The organism is Candidatus Thioglobus sp. (assembly GCA_028228555.1).
In the GTDB taxonomy this organism is placed as follows: Bacteria; Pseudomonadota; Gammaproteobacteria; order PS1; family Pseudothioglobaceae; genus Thioglobus_A.
Window position 1 is genome coordinate 14,247 of the sequence record JAOJBP010000004.1, and the last position, 17,332, is coordinate 31,578.

Annotated in this window: 13 protein-coding genes; 9 read left to right on the top strand and 4 right to left on the bottom strand. The window is 38.5% G+C overall.

The annotated features are described in order from the left end of the window. Together ccoG and N9Y32_03245 are read left to right on the top strand one after the other, a co-directional pair. Positions 1-1,398: a cytochrome c oxidase accessory protein CcoG gene (gene ccoG, locus N9Y32_03240; GenBank protein MDB2590027.1), complete on the top strand. Its 1,398-nt coding sequence runs from the start codon at positions 1-3 to the stop codon at positions 1,396-1,398. Further along, on the top strand, positions 1,395-1,871 hold the full coding sequence (locus tag N9Y32_03245; protein ID MDB2590028.1) for a FixH family protein: 477 nt from the start codon (positions 1,395-1,397) through the stop codon (positions 1,869-1,871). Before ccoG ends, N9Y32_03245 begins: the two co-directional genes overlap by 4 nt. Before the next feature lie 6 nt (positions 1,872-1,877). Here N9Y32_03245 and N9Y32_03250 read toward each other — a convergent pair whose 3' ends face one another. Beyond that, complete coding sequence (locus tag N9Y32_03250; GenBank protein ID MDB2590029.1) at positions 1,878-2,597, bottom strand: ATP-binding cassette domain-containing protein; 720 nt, start codon at positions 2,595-2,597, stop codon at positions 1,878-1,880. Between the two features lie 72 nt (positions 2,598-2,669). Here N9Y32_03250 and polA point away from each other — a divergent pair, with 72 nt between their 5' ends. From polA to N9Y32_03265, 3 genes are read left to right on the top strand one after another with little or no spacing between them, the layout of a single operon-like run. Continuing rightward, positions 2,670-5,396 carry a DNA polymerase I gene (polA, locus tag N9Y32_03255; GenBank protein ID MDB2590030.1) on the top strand — a complete coding sequence of 909 codons (2,727 nt, stop codon included), beginning with the start codon at positions 2,670-2,672 and terminating at the stop codon, positions 5,394-5,396. A gap of 28 nt (positions 5,397-5,424) precedes the next feature. Then, a complete protein-coding gene (gene argS / locus N9Y32_03260; protein ID MDB2590031.1) occupies positions 5,425-7,128 on the top strand; it encodes an arginine--tRNA ligase in 1,704 nt (567 codons plus the stop codon). A 19-nt stretch (positions 7,129-7,147) separates the two neighbouring features. After that, the gene (locus N9Y32_03265; protein MDB2590032.1) at positions 7,148-10,315 is read left to right on the top strand and encodes a UvrD-helicase domain-containing protein; all 3,168 of its coding nucleotides are present in this window, start codon (positions 7,148-7,150) and stop codon (positions 10,313-10,315) included. Between the two features lie 216 nt (positions 10,316-10,531). Here the strand turns inward: N9Y32_03265 and lptB are convergent, their stop codons facing one another. The 3 genes from lptB to thiE all read right to left on the bottom strand — a co-directional run bounded on the left by lptB (position 10,532) and on the right by thiE (position 13,424). Continuing rightward, positions 10,532-11,314, bottom strand: coding sequence for an LPS export ABC transporter ATP-binding protein (lptB, locus tag N9Y32_03270; GenBank protein ID MDB2590033.1), 783 nt, complete (start codon positions 11,312-11,314; stop codon positions 10,532-10,534). Between the two features lie 395 nt (positions 11,315-11,709). Continuing rightward, positions 11,710-12,747: a rod shape-determining protein gene (locus N9Y32_03275; protein ID MDB2590034.1), complete on the bottom strand. Its 1,038-nt coding sequence runs from the start codon at positions 12,745-12,747 to the stop codon at positions 11,710-11,712. A gap of 98 nt (positions 12,748-12,845) precedes the next feature. After that, positions 12,846-13,424 (bottom strand): thiamine phosphate synthase, encoded by a 579-nt coding sequence (gene thiE, locus N9Y32_03280; GenBank protein ID MDB2590035.1) that lies wholly within the window; start codon positions 13,422-13,424, stop codon positions 12,846-12,848. A 1-nt stretch (position 13,425) separates the two neighbouring features. Here thiE and lptC point away from each other — a divergent pair, with 1 nt between their 5' ends. The 4 genes from lptC to N9Y32_03300 all read left to right on the top strand — a co-directional run bounded on the left by lptC (position 13,426) and on the right by N9Y32_03300 (position 17,320). Next, entirely contained in the window at positions 13,426-14,400 is a 975-nt protein-coding gene (lptC, locus tag N9Y32_03285; protein ID MDB2590036.1) for an LPS export ABC transporter periplasmic protein LptC, read from the top strand. Further along, positions 14,393-14,878, top strand: coding sequence for a lipopolysaccharide transport periplasmic protein LptA (gene lptA / locus N9Y32_03290; protein MDB2590037.1), 486 nt, complete (start codon positions 14,393-14,395; stop codon positions 14,876-14,878). The genes lptC and lptA overlap by 8 nt, the downstream gene beginning before the upstream one ends. A 102-nt stretch (positions 14,879-14,980) precedes the next feature. Next, positions 14,981-16,189, top strand: a complete 1,209-nt coding sequence (gene sat, locus N9Y32_03295; protein MDB2590038.1) for a sulfate adenylyltransferase — start codon at positions 14,981-14,983, stop codon at positions 16,187-16,189. Positions 16,190-16,492: 303 nt separating this feature from the next. Continuing rightward, a complete protein-coding gene (locus tag N9Y32_03300) occupies positions 16,493-17,320 on the top strand; it encodes an adenylylsulfate reductase (GenBank protein MDB2590039.1) in 828 nt (275 codons plus the stop codon). Positions 17,321-17,332: the final 12 nt, after the last annotated feature.

Consider the following 17,332-nt stretch of genomic DNA (forward strand, 5'->3'; position numbering starts at 1 on the left):
ATGAGCGATAATAAGATTCAACTTGAAAATTTGTATGAGGAAGGCGGCCATTGGGTTCAAAACCTAGGTGATGAAACAATTCATGCAAAGCGAATGGGTGGAAAATTTCGCAATCTTAAGTGGTTAGCGATGATAGTTTGGGCGCCTTTCTTTATAGGCCCATATATAACTTGGAATGATAAGCAAGCTATTTTGTTTGACACGGAGCATAGACAATATCACCTATTTGATATTACTATCTTTCCACAAGATATTTGGATGCTCACTATGGTGCTGCTATTTTTAGCTATTTTACTAGCCGCCATGACCACTGTATTAGGTCGCGTTTTTTGTGGCTACTTCTGCTTTCAAACAGTTTGGACTGATATTTTCAGTTGGGTAGAAACTAAAGTCGAAGGCCCTCCACTTAAACGACGTAAACTAGATAAATCACCAATGAGTTTTTTCAAGCTTAAGGTTAAATTTATTAAACATACCATCTGGATGTCAATCGCTCTAGTTTCAGGCGTGACTTGGATGTTGTATTTTGGCGTTAGTTGGGCAGATTATTTTAATGCAAACATCAGTGTAACTACCCTCACTATTACGGTAGTTATTACTTTAGGCGCTTATATTTTTGCAGGCTTTATGCGCGAGCAAACATGTCTATGGGTTTGTCCATATGCTCGAATCCAGGGTGCTATGGTAGACAGTCAAAGTATCATGCCAACTTATGATCACTACCGTGGTGAGAGTCGTGGCAAGCTTAAAAAGGGTGATTTTGTTGATGGTAATGGTGACTGTATTGATTGTCATCAGTGTGTCGCTGTTTGTCCAACGGGCGTTGACATTCGTAAAGGCCAAGAATATGGGTGTATCACATGTGGTTTGTGCATTGATGCCTGTGATGTGGTGATGGAGAAAGTAGGAAAGCCAACAGGCTTGATTCGCTACACTTCCTTAGCTGAAATGAAGTTTAATCAAGAACCAAAGTCTTTATATAAAAGACCAAGAGTTATTGTCTACAGCTTAATTTTAGTTTCTGCTTTATCCATTCTAACTTATGGCATGAGTTCATTGGCCTCGATAGACTTAAAAGTTTTGCATGATAGGCAGCCATTATTTGTCAAGTTATCAGATGGCTCTATTCGGAATAAATACGAACTTAAAGTGATGAATAAAACTGATAAAGATATGCAGGTCGACATTAGTTTTAAGAGTCCAATTAAAGGACTTAAGTCAAAAGATACGCTAGACACAGTTATGATCCCAACAGGTAATGTTAAATCTATTTATGTCTATCTATCTGCTTATGAAAATAATGTGGGCGATGATTATGAGGTAACATTTGTGGTTAAAGGTGAGAAATCTATATTAGAATACAAAACTTCATTTTTCACTCCGAGAAGCATGCGATGACCATTCAAAAATCTCCAATTATGATGCTAATGCTAGTTTTGTTTGTTGCATTGGTTGGTGCGACAGTTTGGCGCATTATAACGGCAATAGAAACTCATCCAGGCTTGGTGGTGGCTGATGCCTACGAAACCGGTGAGCGTTATGGAAATACCTTAAAGAAGCGTGATGAGTTAATTCAGCAGGGCTGGAAATTAGAGCTGACATTACCTGAAATTGTTACTCATGGCGTTAAGCAAACCTATCGTGCTATCAGCACTAAACAAGACGTACGTCTTAATAAAGCCGACGCCATTGCTTATTTTTATAGACCTTTGGAAATGAAGCATGATTATTCAATGCCGATGATAAAAACCGATGATGGCGCCTACCAATTAGAGACGACACTCCCCCTTAAAGGGCGCTGGGATTTATTGGTTGAAATATCTAAAGGTAGCTTCTTGCAGCAAAATTCTGCACGGATGTTTGCTCAATAAAATGCTTTAATCTTCATGACAATGATTGTGGTGATGTTCATAGGTTGCCATGAGTTCATCCATTTGGTCGGCAAATAAATCATTAAACTGAGAGTCTTTCAAAATCGAATCAGGCTGCCCCATGCAGCAAATATGGTGATATAGACAAAGTACCTGAGTCGACTCTTTCATCACCCGGTGTAAGTCATGCGAGACCATCAATACTGCACAGCCCTGTTGCTGATGAATATCCTGAATAAGTTTGTATAGATGCATCTGACCATTAACATCTAAATTCTGAGCAGGCTCATCCAGAATAAGCACATTAGGCTTTGCCAACAAAGCTCTTGCGAGCAAAACACGTTGCATTTCACCACCCGATAAACTTTTTAATTCATTCTTGAGGATCGACTCAATACCCGTTAATTTTGCAGTATCTTTTAGAAACGCTAGCTCTGTTTTTTGATTAAGCTGTAAAAATCCACTCACCGTAATAGGGATGAATTCGTTAGGGATAAATTTTTGTGGAGTGTAGCCTAGGCGAATTTTGCTTGATTTTTTAACCTTGCCTGATTCCGGTTTGATTAGACCTAATAGAATTTTAATTAAAGAGCTTTTACCAGCACCATTTGGCCCAATCAAGGTGATAAATTCACCTGCTTTAAGATCAAAGCTAACCTGATCGAGAACTGATTTCCCATGATGGCTCAGACTAACTTGATCGACATGGATGAGAACTTCTGACATAAGGCTAATAATTACTAAAGTAATGTTATTTTACAACTTAAGCAGTGACTAAAAATTGGTAAAATTAGGCGTATGTCACACAAGCTAATATTACTAGATGGCTCGGCGTTTTTATTCCGAGCATACTTCTCTACATTGAAACAAAACTTAAGCAATCAAGAGGGATTCCCAACGGGTGCAATATTTGGCGTGGTTAATGCTGTTAAGCATCTGCAAAGGAAATTCCCTGAAGCAAAATTAATCGCTATTTTTGACGCAAAAGGCAAGAACTTTCGACATGACATATACCCTGAATATAAAGCGCACAGAAAGCCCGCTGATCAAGAGCTGATTATGCAAATTGAGCCTTTGTATGAGATCATTCGCGCCATGGGTTTTCATTTCATGTGTGTTCCTGGTGTAGAGGCTGATGATGTGATTGCAACCTTGAGTCGTTGCGCAGATCAAAATAATATAAAAACCGTTATTGCGAGCGGTGATAAGGATTTAATGCAGCTTGTGGGTGATAATATCTCTCAACTAGATATGACGGGGACTACTTATAATCGCGAAGGTGTGATTGAAAAAATGGGTGTTGCGCCTGAAAAGATTCTTGATTTATTAGCACTCACTGGCGATAGTGCGGATAATATTCCAGGTGTGCCAAGCGTTGGCCCAAAAACCGCCATTAAGTGGCTTGCGTCTTATCAAGATATTGATGGTATTAAAAACCATGCTGATGAAATCAAAGGTAAAGTAGGTGAAAAGTTACGAGATAATTTTGATTTATTAGACTTATCACATCGATTGGTGAGTTTGAAATTTGACGTGGATTTGCCGTGTAATATTTTAGAGAGCGAGCCTGGTGAAGATAGTGTTAAATTGGCTGATTTATATCAGCAGTATGGATTTTCTATGTGGCTCAGGCAATTAGGAGATGTAGGTGCGCTCTCTTCAAGCAATGTCGCTGAACAGCCTCATGAGACCTCAAAGCCTGCACAAAATCTTCTAAAAGGCTATTCACAAACTACCATTCTGGATGAAACGGTTTTTACCAATATGGTTGAGCGCTTAAAGCGATGTGACAGTTTTGTGGTTGATTTGGAAACCGATTCACTTGATTACATGAATGCAAAAATTGTGGGCTGGGTATTTTTAATTGACCATGACAGCTTCTACATTCCAGTCATGCATAATTATCTAGATGCGCCTAAGCAACTTAATTTTTCACAAGTTATGGATACTCTAAAACCTATTTTGGAAGATGCGAGTATTGGTAAAGTGGGGCAAAATCTTAAATATGATGCCCATGTTTTGGCCAATTATCAAATTGAGTTAAATGGTATTTCGGATGACACTATGGTGAAATCCTATGTGCTAAATTCAGTGGCAACCCGGCACAACATGGATGACTTGTCTGAGCACTATCTTAACCACCAAACCATTTCATTTTCTGAAGTGGCAGGTAAAGGAAAAAAGCAAATCACCTTTAATCAAGTTTCTCTAGAGGTTGCTAGCCCTTATGCCTGTGAAGATGTGATTGTGACAGATTTATTAAATCAAGTATTGGATGAGCATCTTGCTCAGTATCCCAAGCTGGTTAAGCTGTATCAGCGTATTGAATTACCTATGGTGAAAGTGCTGCTAAAAATTGAGCGCAACGGTGTCAAGCTCGATGTTAATTCATTGAGCCTTCAACAACTCGATGTTAAAGCGCAGATGGAAAGTATTCAAGCGCAGACTTACGAAATAGCAGGTGAGGTTTTTAACCTAGAGTCGCCTAAGCAAATTCAACAAATCCTATTTTCTGAGGATGGTTTGGGTCTTGAGCCTAAGAAGAAAACCCCAAAAGGCGCACCGTCAACTAATGAGGAGGCATTGAAGTTATTAGACCATCCTTTGGTTGATTTGATTTTAAGCTATCGAACTTTAACCAAGCTTAATTCTACCTATTTAGAGGCGTTGCCAAAACAGATAGACCTAAATACTAAGCGATTGCACACCTCTTATCATCAAGCAGTGACAGCGACAGGTCGCTTGTCCTCGTCCAATCCAAACCTGCAGAATATTCCTATTAGATCTGAGCTCGGTGCACGTATTCGTGGCGCCTTTGTTGCCAGTGAAGGTTGTGTAATCATTGCAGCGGACTATTCCCAAATTGAGCTTAGGATTATGGCACACATCTCACAGGATGCTAATTTATTAAATGCTTTTAATCATGATCAAGATGTCCACAGTGCAACAGCCTCTACCATGTTTAAAGTTGCTATTGATGAGGTAACTAAGGAGCAGCGTCGTCGAGCGAAGGCAATTAACTTTGGCCTGATTTATGGCATGAGCGCTTTCGGTTTAGCCAAACAAATTAATGTTTCACGTACTGAAGCTAAAGAATATATTGATGCCTATTTTGAGAACTACCCAAGCGTCGCTCAATACATGGAAGACACCAGAGAATCTGCCAAAATTCAAGGTTATGTTGAAACGGTCATGGGTAGAAGACTGTACCTGCCACAAATTAACGCCAAGAATAAAATGCTACAGCAACATGCATTAAGAACGGCTATCAACGCACCTATGCAAGGCTCAAGTGCCGATATTATTAAAAAAGCCATGCTTGATGTGCACGATTGGATTGGCCAAGATAATGCTGATATCAGGATGATCATGCAAGTGCACGATGAGCTGGTGTTTGAAGTGAAAGCTGATAGGGCTGAAGAGTTTACCCATAAAATACAAGACTTAATGGAGAACACTTACCTACTCGATATCCCTTTGAAGGTCGATGTAGGCGTTGGCAGCTCTTGGCAAGAAGCACACTAATTAAAAAAGACAAATAAATAGGTTTGATATGAAGCAACAACTACAACAGCTATTAACCCAAGCATTGCAAGCATTGATCGATGAGGGCATCTTACAGAGTGCGCCAAGCGAGATTCGATTGGATCATTCTAAAGACAAAGCTCAAGGAGATTTTGCTTCTAATATTGCTATGGTTCTGTCTAAACAAGCTAAATGCGCACCCAAAATTTTGGCTGAAAAAATTGTCGACAAGCTGGCCGATGCTAGTGAGATTAACAAAATTGAAATTGCAGGACCCGGTTTTATTAACTTTTTTATGTCTCAAGGATCAAATAATCAAGTACTTGAAGATATTCTTGCCAAAGGCGATAAATTTGGTTTATCTGATATTGGCCAAGATCAACGAGTATTACTTGAATTTGTTTCAGCCAATCCAACGGGACCGCTGCATGTAGGTCATGGCCGAGGTGCTGCCTATGGTGCGACGGTGTCAAATCTTTTGCGTGCGGTCGGATTTAAAGTGGATAACGAGTATTACGTCAATGACGCTGGACGACAAATGGATATCTTAGCGACCTCTGTTTATTTACGTTTTTGCGACGTTAAGGTGTTTCCTGATAACGGCTATAAAGGTGACTATATTTTTGATATTGCCAGGCAAGTTAGCGGTGTAGAAAAGCACGATATCGCCAAAGGTGTTTGTAAAGATGAAAAAGAAGGTGGCGACAAAGAAAAACATATTGATGCACTTATTGTGAATTGCAAAAAAGCACTCGGAAAAGATTATTTCAAAATCTTTAGGTTAGCAATTGATAGCATTTTAGGTGGCATAAAAAAAGACTTGTCTGAATTTGGTATCGAATATCAACAGTGGTTTTCAGAGCAATCTTTGGTCGATTCAGGCCTATCTAAAAAGACAGTGGAAGCTTTACAAAGCTCAAACCATATTTATGAAAAAGACGGCGCCTTGTGGTTTAAAACCACGGATTTTGGCGATGATTTAGATCGCGTAGTCGTGCGAGAAAATGGCATGCATACTTACTTTGCTTCAGACATTGCCTATCATTTAGAGAAGTTTGAACGCGGTTATGACAAAATAATTAACATCTGGGGTTCAGACCATCATGGTTATATTGCCAGAGTTAAAGCTTCTATTGCTGCGCTCGGTCACAATCCAAAAAAGCTAGAAATATTGTTGGTGCAATTTGCCAATTTATATCGTGGCGGTAAAAAGGTTGCCATGTCAACGCGGAGCGGTTCATTTGTAACATTGGAAGAATTACGCGATGAAGTCGGCAACGACGCAGCACGTTTTTTCTACATCTTGAGAAAATCAGAGCAGCATATGGATTTCGACCTAGACTTGGCTAAATCTAAAACCAATGAAAATCCTGTATTTTATATTCAATATGCCCATGCTCGAATTTGTTCGGTACTTAAACAAGCCCAATCAAAGGATGAGACGCCTGCTGAATTGTCTCGATTAACGAGTGATATGGAAATTGCTTTGATTAAAGAATTGAATCGCTACAAGGGTGTATTACAATCCAGCGCGCTCAATTATGAGCCTCATGTTTTGGCTCACTATTTAAGAGATCTAGCGGGCGAATTTCATAGTTATTATAATAATAGTGAATTTTTAGTGGACGAAGCTGAGCTGCGCTCAACCAGGCTGTTATTAATTAGTGCTGTAAAACAAGTACTGGTTAATGGTTTAAGTATTTTAGGCGTTAGTGCGCCACAATCTATGTAGATTGACTTAGGCTTTGAGTATGGATGACCAAACACAAAGATCTCAAGCCCTAGATACGAGCAGCTCTTTTCTTATTCAAGCGCCTGCGGGCTCGGGCAAAACTGAGCTACTCACGCAGCGTTATTTAAAACTCTTATCCATTAGTGAATCGCCTGAAAGCGTACTGGCGATGACGTTTACAAAAAAAGCGGTCAGTGAGCTTAAGGCTAGGGTTATTGACGCACTTAAATCTGCAGCTGGCGATCGCCCGACACAGGCGCACAAACAAACAACCTATGATTTGGCCTTAGCAGTCCTAGAGCAATCAAGCGTAAATGGTTGGGATCTGATCAGTATGCCTCAACGGCTCAAAATCTCAACCATTGATGGTTTATCTAATTTAATTACAAGTCGATACCCTCAGCCCCAAAATTGGGTTAATAGGCAAATTATTACCCAGATTTGGCAACAAGATAATTTGTATTTGCAGGCAGCCAAGCAAACATTACTGAGTATAGATGACAAGGAGTTTGGTGATTGTATAAGCAGTACTTTGTTGTATCTAGATAATAATGTGAATCGTTTTTATCAGCTAGTCACCACTATGCTAAAAAAACGCGATCAATGGCTAAAAAAACTCTATTTGCAAGACACTTTAAATATTCAAAATTTAGAAAATAGTGCAGCGACTATTATTAATCGACATTTAGAGCATTTATTAACCCAAGCTCAGCAACATTTTAATACTGAGTTTTTTACCGCATTGAGTGATAATACTCAGCCTGAAATCTCTAGTCTTAATGAGTTGCCTTGTGCCAGTGTCAATGACTTGCCCAAATGGAAAAATCTGGCTAATTTGTGTCTCACTGCAACCGGTGATTGTCGCAAGCAACTTACCAAGGCCAACGGCTTTCCAGTAGATTTAAAAACTCAAAAGCAAACTGTACTTGAAACATTGACAGATTTGTCAGCTCAAACAGCTTTGTGCGCATTATTACGCGACGTTAACAAGTTGCCTGATGTAAAGTTTGATACCACGCAAGTTCAAGCACTAGATGATATCGCCCAAGTCTTAAAAATTGCAGTTGCACAGCTAAATATTTTATTTAACGAACAACAAGTCACCGATTTTATTCAAGTAGCACTGGATGCTGATCAGGCGTTGAGCCAAAATGAAACCAGCGATATTGCGCTATTTTTAGATTATAAAATACAACACTTGTTAATTGATGAATTTCAAGACACCTCAAGTACGCAGTTTTCACTGATTGAAAAATTGATTGCGAACTGGCAGCCAGACGACAATAAAACTTTGTTTTTAGTGGGCGATCCCATGCAGTCTATTTACTTATTTAGACAGTCCCAGGTGGGTTTGTTTTTGCAAGTACGCGCCCAAGGTATTGCCAATATTAGACCTGATTTTTTGCAATTAACGACTAATTTTCGTTCTACAAAAGCAGTGGTCGAAGCCAATAACGAGATTTTTTCTAAAATTTTTCCTCAACAAGAGGATGCGTACTTAGGTGCTATTAGCTATTCGCCTTCTATCGCGGCTAATCAAAACAATGATCCAGCCATTCAAATGCATACTTGTGCTTACAAAGAAGATGAACAGGAGGCGCAAATTGTTTTGGATATTATCCAAAGCAACCCCAATAAGCAGATTGCTGTTTTGGTCAGAAGTCGCTCCCATTTAAAGTATATTGCGCCCAGTTTAAAAAATGCAGGGATTGAGTTTGAATCTTTAAAAACCACGCCGCTTAAAGAGGCGCCATTCAGTAAAGACTTATTAAGTCTAACGCGTGCTTTACTTCACCTGGGCGATAAAACAGCCTGGCTTGGTCTGTTACGCTCGCCTTGGTGTGGATTATTATTAGAAGACTTATTGGCTTTATCGCAAAATGAAGAACAGGTTATCTTAGAAGTTATTAGCAACCAACAAGGGTTAAAAAATTTGAGTGCAGATGGTCAAAAACGCGCACAACATGTTGCCAGTGCTTTAGAGCAAGCCATTGGACAGCGTGCAAGATTTAGCTTTGTTCAAACGCTTGAATTTGCACTTTATCAACTCATGCCAAAAGCGAGTTTATCGGTTAAAGAGTCGATGATTAAAGATCAATTTATGAAAATTATTCATGAATGTGAATTACAACAACAGCTAAATATCAAAACTATTAATCAAATGCTAGCGGAGCTTTACGCACCTAGTGTTCGATCCCGTGTTCAGCTAATGACCATTCATGAATCCAAAGGCTTAGAGTTTGATTGGGTGATTATGCCTGGACTGGGTAAATCTTCAAAGAGTAATCAGTCGCCTATTATTCACTTACAAGAATCTAGCAACCAGTCTTTGTTATTGGCACCGATGAAATCTTACGTGCAGTCTAAGGATAGCGCAACGTATGATTATCTTAAATATGTAGAATCTCAGCAGAGTAATAATGAAACCCTGCGTCTATTGTATGTGGCGATGACTAGAGCCAAACAGTCAGTGCATTTGCTAGGCACTTTAAATAAAAGTAATAAAGCGGGCAAAAATACTTTGCTATCTTTATTGGCGACTAAATTTCAATATCAGTTTGACCAAGTTAGCCCAACAACAATACAAGCTGACCAAGTATTAATAAAAGCGCCAGAATTATTGCGTTATAAGAAATTGCCAGATTATCAACAACTGGAAGATCATGCACATGAAAAGATTGATTTTCAGTTGAGTGTCGAAGTTCAGTTTAAAAGTTTGATGGGCACATTGCTGCATCAATATTTTGAGCAGGAGCAATTTTCAACTGATCAAGCCAGTATTAAGTTACGTTTAATTGAGGCAGGATTTGCCCAGCATCAGCTAGATCAGCAGTTAGCAGCTGTCATGCATATGATTCAAAATACTCAAAGCGATCCTCAGTTTGAGTGGCTATTTAAAGCTCGAGAATCCACTCAAGTTGAGGCTGAGTTTGTTATTGACGATCAGAGTATTGTTATTGATCGATATTTCATCGATAATGATATTTTATGGATTATTGATTTTAAAACTGCCGCCCAAGCAGAGTGCGAATCAATCGAGCAATTTATCCAACGACAAAAAATTGCGCATTCAAAGCAACTGTTATTTTATAAAGAAGTGCTCGCTAAGATCTATGAGTATGAAATCAAATGCGCTTTATACTGCCCTAGCGTACAAAAAATTATAGAAATTGACTCTAAAATTTAGAAAATTTTACAAATAAGACGTTTATTGATCTTTATTCAATAAAAAATTGTATTTAATTGCTTTTTATGGCTTAAATAATCATAAAAACCTCATTTATTAGTCTTTATTTCTCTATTTTATGGATATTCGTCTCAATTTTTGAGTTTTAACGTATTAATTAATCTTTATTAAAAAAAAGTATTAAAAATTTCAGAAATTTTGGAAACTGCTTTATTATTAAAAGTCAAAGCCCTTATTTTTATCAATGGACCGTTTTTTCGGATACTTGACTTGTCCAACACGCCTTTCTCCTAAATAAACCGTTTTAACCAATCGATTTGCAAGTATCTGTTCTTTGTCACCTTTGGCGATAATCTCCCCATCATTAAGAACATAGGAGTGGTCACAAGTATCCAGCATTTCTCGATAGTTATGATCTGTAATTAGGATGCCAATACCGCGATCTCTGAGATGGTAAATAATACTTTGTATATCTTTTACTGAAATAGGATCAACGCCTGCAAAAGGCTCATCAAGTAGAATAAATTTTGGATCAAGCGCTAAAGTACGTGCAATTTCTACTCTTCTTCTTTCGCCACCTGACAAGCTTATGCCTTCAAGATGGCGAATATGCTCAATGTTAAATTCTTTTAATAACTCTTCTAATCGGTGCTCGCGTTGCGCCTCATCTAAGCTGGCATTATTCTCTAACAACGCCATAATATTATCTTCAGCAGAAAGCTTCCTAAAAATGGATGGCTCCTGTGGAAGGTAGCCAATCCCCATTTGAGCTCGTTTATGCATAGGCATTTTACTAATATCGATCTCATTAATATAGACATTGCCTTTATCCGCCTTAACCAATCCACAAGCAACGTAAAAGCAGGTAGTTTTACCAGCGCCATTAGGGCCTATTAAACCAACAATCTCACCAGTTTTAACAAAAAATGAAACATCTTTTACAATGGCGCGACGACTATAAGATTTGAAGATTTTTTTAATTTCTAAAATGTCCGGCATAATTTTTATTGACTCAATTTATACTACTTGTGTATTTTATTGTTCACTGATGTAATTCAATTTTAAACCCATTAAATTAGGAGTTCATAAGTTTAATAGTGGCGATCAATCAACAGAAAGTAAGAGGACGCAGGGTACAATCCCTTTTAGAGTAATCCATCATTTAACAACTAATAATACATTAATTTTCTGAAAAATGCGTTGCTACTGGAGAGGTTACTGGTGAAAATGATATGGATCTTAATAGCTTTCTTTAAGTAATACTTGGCTTTTAGTAAGTTTTTGTCGACACGTTCGCCTTCGAAATATATAACGCCTAACTCGTATTGAGCAGGTATATCACTGTGCTCAGCTAAAACTTTAATTGATTAACATTTGAATTTCCCTCATTGAGTTTATTCAGCTGAGACAAAAGCCATTTGTTGCTTGTTAATCATTTCTAATGCCATATTGGCACCTTTTGCAACACAAACTAGTGGGTTGTCAGCAATATGCACCTCAAGATTTGTTTCTCTTTTTATTAGTAGACCTAAGCCCTCTAATAATGCGCCGCCACCAGTTAGCATGACGCCACCTTCTGCAATATCTGAAGAGAGTTCAGGTGGTGTTTTCTCTAAAGCGACTCTAATAGCAGCTATAACTGCTTTTAATGGACTTCTTAAAGCATCTAGAGTTTGGACATTAGTCATAATAAACTCAGTTGGCAACCCAGAAGCAACACCTCTACCTACGTACTTAGCTTTTTTAATAGCATTAGATTTATAAGCAGATCCTATTTCTTCTTTGATCTTTTCAGCAGTAACTTCACCAATAATAACTTTGTGCTTCTGGCGCACATACTTAGTAATACTCTCATTAAAAGCATCACCAGCAACTCGCACTGAATCTGCATAAACGATACCATTAAGAGACATAATACCAATCTCGGTAGTGCCACCACCAATATCAACCACCATGTGTCCTGCTGACTCACCAATATCCATACCCGCGCCTAATGCAGCAGCAATAGGTTCATCGATTAGGAATACTTCTTTGGCACCTGCTTCAACCGCACTTTCTTTAATAGCTCGACGCTCCACCTGGGTGGCACCACAGGGGACACAAATCAAGATTGAGGGTGAAGGTGAAAAGAAGCCTTGTTGCATCACCTGTCGAATAAAGTACTGTAGCATTTTTTTGGTGATGCTAAAATCAGCAATCACGCCATCTTTCATTGGTCGAATAGCCTGGATGGCACCTGGCGTTCTACCCAGCATATTTTTAGCTTCCCTTCCAACTGCAACGACCACTTTCTCTAAAGAGCCTGGTTCATCACGAATAGCAACGACTGATGGCTCATCAAGAACCAGCTCACCATTTAAATAGATTAATGTATTAACTGTGCCCAGATCGATTGATAGACACTTTGGCTTGAATAGACCTAATTTGAACATAAAACTCCCCCAAGTTTAATAGCTGACAACTTTTTAAATTTGGTCAGATCGAACGAGATCATAGCCGAATATCACGTTATTGTACCCGCAATGCAAAGCTAATGTTCATATAAGGCCCTAACCATTGCTACAGCAGTGCATCCAGCCTGGAATGCATACTCTTGATTGTTAAAATCAATACCGCCAATACCTACAATTGGAACTTTGAGAATTTGCCGAGCTTGGGTAATAATATCTAATGAGCAATGAGGTGCGTCTGGTTTGGTGCTGGACGAAAATAAGGCGCCAAAAGCTACATAACTAGCACCTTTTTCTTGTGCATTGATTGCCAGATTTATATCATCATAACAAGACACACCAATAATGGCATCTTGTTTGAGTAGTTGGCGTGCTTGTTCAATTGAAGCATCACTTTTACCTAGATGAACGCCATCTGCATCAACTTTTTGAGCAAGGTTAATATCATCATTGATAATAAATAAAGTATGATGTTGTAAACATAATTGGCGCAGTTTAGTAGCTTCTTCAAGCTTTAAACCGTCATCAGTGGTTTTGCGTCGGTACTGTAAGATGCTAATATGATGCTGAGTAATTACTTTTTCAACTTGATCGAGGTTAAGAGGAACATCTGGTGTAATGGCGTAAATGCCACGGATTTTTTCAACTGAATTTGACATAATGAATTTTCAATTAAGACATAATTTATTACTTACAACTTTTATTATAGTGATTATTGCCACAATGTGGCTTTTGATGAAAGGTTTGTCTTATTCATTTGACCAATTAACAACGCCAGATTCTACAGATTCCATTGAATTAAAAGATGATGAAATACTTGCCCTGCCCGTACTTTCTCAAAAATCTGGTTATATGGAAAAAATTGAAAACTTTGCGTTGCAAGAATTTGGCATTAACCGAGTCTTGTCTCATTTTGTTCAAGCAGATATCTATCTTAACTTTAAAGAAGAGCCCGCTTTATTGGTTAATCCTAGAGTAACAACTTATGATCAAAATGGCGAGACTAATTATATATTAACATCTAAGCGTGCTAATTATCTTGATACTGGCGAGGTAAGCTTTAAGGGGGAGGTGAACATTTCTTCAGGTAATGGAGTTAGCCATAAAATGAACACCGAAGAGCTTCTGGTTGATACAAATACAGATGATCTATTAAGCACTGAGAAGGTAACTTATTTGGGAGAAGATTCGAAAATTATCTCCCAAGGTATGCACATGCAAACAAAAATTGATAGAATGCAGCTAACAGGTGATGTGGTTATTAATCAGGACAGTGGTCAAAAAATGCTTACTAAAGATTTATATATTGATCAGTCTAGTGATCAAAAGCATTATTATTCAGATGATAAAACCACTTACCTATCTACCGAAAATAAGATTTATGCTCACGGCATGGACATTAAAGATAAAACAACCCAATTATTGGGTCAGGTTAATATTTTGCAAAATTCAGGATCAACTATCGATACTGAAGATTTAACGATTGATCAGTCAAACAATGCACAGGTGTATACAACAGACAATGGTATTCATTATCAATCAAGCGTTGCAGATATTCGCGCTCTAGGTATGCGTTATGATGCAGACAAACAAAAGATTCAATTTACCGGCGGTGTAGTAGGACAATATGATTAAAAAGCTACTTCTCTTTGTTTGTCTTATGCCAGGGGTGTCTATAGCTTTACAAGATGACGCTACTCAGCCTATCAATATTAAAGCACAAGCGGTGCTAATTGATGAAAAAAAAGGTATTAGTATTTATACTGGCAAGGCTAGTGTGGTTCAGGGCTCATTAATCTTAAGTGCTGAAAAGATACAGCTATTTAGTAACCAGACCCAGGTAACTAAAATGATTGCCAATGGCGATAAAAAGCAGCGCGCTCATTACCAGCAAAGCCAACCAACTCAGCCACGTTTTATTGAAGCAACGGCGAATAAGATTACCTATATGGTTCAAAAAGAGATGGTGCATCTAAAAGGCAATGCGCACTTGGTTCAAGGCTTCGATTCGTTTAGTGGTGGTTCGCTAGATTATGATATTAAGAAAGACAAAGTGATAGCTAATAAGTCCAAAGACGGCTTACAAAGAGTCAGGTTTAAGATCAAACTTTAGTATATATCCATAGAGATATATAAGAGTATCCCTATATGGAAGCCGTATAAAAAAGCACAATAGGTATAATTTTCTATCTTTAAACATAAATAGGATTGTACTATGTCAAAATTAGTCCCACCACATGGTAGTGACACACTTAATGCGTTAGCATTGTCAGGTGATGCGCTTACAGCGGAGTTAGCAAGAGCTGAGTCTCTAGCAAAAATCACATGTTCTTCTAGAGAGGAAGGTGATATTGTTATGTTGGGTATTGGTGGCTTTAATCCCTTAGATGGTTTCATGGGTAAAGCAGACTGGCAAGGTGTTTGTGACAACATGACTATGGCTAACGGCTTATTTTGGCCAATCCCAGTAACGCTATCGACAGATGATGAATCTGTTAAAGCGGGTGATGAAATTACAATCGTTAGCAGCAAGTCAGGCGACATTATGGCAACAATGACAGTGACTGAGAAGTACGTCATTGACAAAGAACACGAATGTGAAAAAGTTTTCAAAACAACTGAAGATGCGCATCCAGGTGTTGTCATGGTTAAGGCGCAAGGGAAATATAACCTTGCAGGCCCTATTAAGGTATTGTCAGATGGCGGCTTCCCTGAAAAGTTCGGTGCTTTATATATGACACCAGCTGAAACGCGTGCTTATTTTGATGATAAAGGTTGGAAGACAATTGCAGCATTCCAAACTCGCAATCCAATGCATCGTTCGCACGAATACTTAGCAAAAATTGCTGTCGAGATTTGTGACGGTGTTATGATTCATTCAGTTTTAGGTGGACTTAAAGCGGGTGATATTCCTGCTGATGTTCGCTCTGAAGCAATTTCAGTCTTGATTGAAAATTACTTTGTTGATAATACAGTGCTTCAATCTGGCTACCCACTAGATATGCGTTATGCAGGTCCTCGTGAGGCTTTATTACATGCGCTATTTAGACAAAACTACGGCTGTTCACACCTAATTGTTGGTCGTGATCATGCAGGTGTAGACGACTACTATGGTCCGTTTGATGCGCATAATATCTTTGATGAAATCGCTGATGACGCACTAATCACGCAACCTCTTAAGATTGATTGGACATTCTGGTGTCATGAATGTGGCGGTATGTCTTCAATGAAGACTTGTCCTCATGAAGCTAAAGATCGCGTTTTACTTTCAGGTACAAAAGTTCGTAAGATGTTGTCTGAAGGTGAGGATCTTCCTCAAGAGTTTTCTCGCCCTGAGGTTGCTAAAGTATTACAAGCGTACTATGCAACTATCAAGGAAGAAGACAAGGTTGAAGTTAAATTAAGCGGTCATTCAGCTAAATAGTAATTCATAAAAACTTGACTGCGTGGGAAATAGATTAATATTACCAAAGAGGTATATTATGATATCTCTATAAACTAGTCATGTTTGCATTGAGGCAAAAATTTAAAGAAGTATAATAGTTGAACTTTTAACAAAAGCGTAACTCACGTTTGAGATAGAGCAAAACTGTGAAAAAGAGCCAATTGAGAGATTGGCATAAACAGAAGTAATTGATTTAACCTAAGGAGAATTAAACTCATGATCAATTTTGACACAACACCAATCGCTACTTTAATAGATTCAGCAGCGTATACATATGCAGATATGCAGATGTATGTAATCATTATGGTTGCCCTAGTGGTAAGTATGACAATTGCAGACTTAATCCATAAAGGCAGTAAAACATATTTTGACAACGCAGTTGCAAAATCAGAGGCGTTATTAGCTGCTGGTGATGCAGATTGCTCACTTGGTAGAGAAGAAGGCAGACTAAAGCAGCTTACTGCTGGCGATAAGGCCGGTATCATGGTAGACACATTATTGATAGATGTGGCTACTGCTGGTGAGTTTAAAAACCCAGTTCGTCGCTTAGTTCATATCTTAACAATGTATGGTTTTATTTTGTTTAATGCAGCAACTGCAATAATCATCTTCGGTGAAGAGTCAACAACGTTATTAGCCCAAGTATGGAATACGGGTGCAATTTTGTTGTTTATTGGTTCTTTCTGGTATTGGTTCTCATTCAAAGTAGACAGCGAATCTGAAGGAGTTCCTTGGACAAGTGTTACACTTAGAAAAGATTCATTCTCATTAGCGTTAATGGCAACTTCGGTAACAGCTATTGGCTGGTCTGCCACAAATGGTGGAACAGGTATTTGGTTTGCACTAGTAATCCTTTCAACTGCATCATTATTTGGTGGTGTTTATTGGTCTAAATTCTCTCACATGTTCTTCAAGCCTGCTGCTGGTTACAACAAGCGCGTTATTAAGGCAAATGGTACAAACGAGAACTTACCGCATGAAACTAGATTTGGTGGCAAAACTGCTGCAGACGATGAGTTCCAGCAAAACAGACACTCTATGGAGCTTCTTAAAGATGCACCAATGGACATGGGTCTTGGTATTAAGCGCGAAGCGCCTAATCACTACTAATATTAATTAATT

What these genes read in the sequence shown, in the direction of transcription:
- ccoG (MDB2590027.1), top strand. Translation starts at nt 1, where the DNA reads ATGAGCGATAATAAGATTCAACTTGAAAATTTGTATGAGGAAGGCGGC.
- lptB (MDB2590033.1), bottom strand. Translation starts at nt 11,314, where the DNA reads ATGCCGGACATTTTAGAAATTAAAAAAATCTTCAAATCTTATAGTCGT.
- sat (MDB2590038.1), top strand. Translation starts at nt 14,981, where the DNA reads ATGTCAAAATTAGTCCCACCACATGGTAGTGACACACTTAATGCGTTA.
- polA (MDB2590030.1), top strand. Translation starts at nt 2,670, where the DNA reads ATGTCACACAAGCTAATATTACTAGATGGCTCGGCGTTTTTATTCCGA.
- N9Y32_03265 (MDB2590032.1), top strand. Translation starts at nt 7,148, where the DNA reads ATGGATGACCAAACACAAAGATCTCAAGCCCTAGATACGAGCAGCTCT.
- thiE (MDB2590035.1), bottom strand. Translation starts at nt 13,424, where the DNA reads ATGTCAAATTCAGTTGAAAAAATCCGTGGCATTTACGCCATTACACCA.
- N9Y32_03300 (MDB2590039.1), top strand. Translation starts at nt 16,493, where the DNA reads ATGCAGATGTATGTAATCATTATGGTTGCCCTAGTGGTAAGTATGACA.
- N9Y32_03245 (MDB2590028.1), top strand. Translation starts at nt 1,395, where the DNA reads ATGACCATTCAAAAATCTCCAATTATGATGCTAATGCTAGTTTTGTTT.
- lptC (MDB2590036.1), top strand. Translation starts at nt 13,426, where the DNA reads ATGAATTTTCAATTAAGACATAATTTATTACTTACAACTTTTATTATA.
- N9Y32_03250 (MDB2590029.1), bottom strand. Translation starts at nt 2,597, where the DNA reads ATGTCAGAAGTTCTCATCCATGTCGATCAAGTTAGTCTGAGCCATCAT.
- N9Y32_03275 (MDB2590034.1), bottom strand. Translation starts at nt 12,747, where the DNA reads ATGTTCAAATTAGGTCTATTCAAGCCAAAGTGTCTATCAATCGATCTG.
- argS (MDB2590031.1), top strand. Translation starts at nt 5,425, where the DNA reads ATGAAGCAACAACTACAACAGCTATTAACCCAAGCATTGCAAGCATTG.
- lptA (MDB2590037.1), top strand. Translation starts at nt 14,393, where the DNA reads ATGATTAAAAAGCTACTTCTCTTTGTTTGTCTTATGCCAGGGGTGTCT.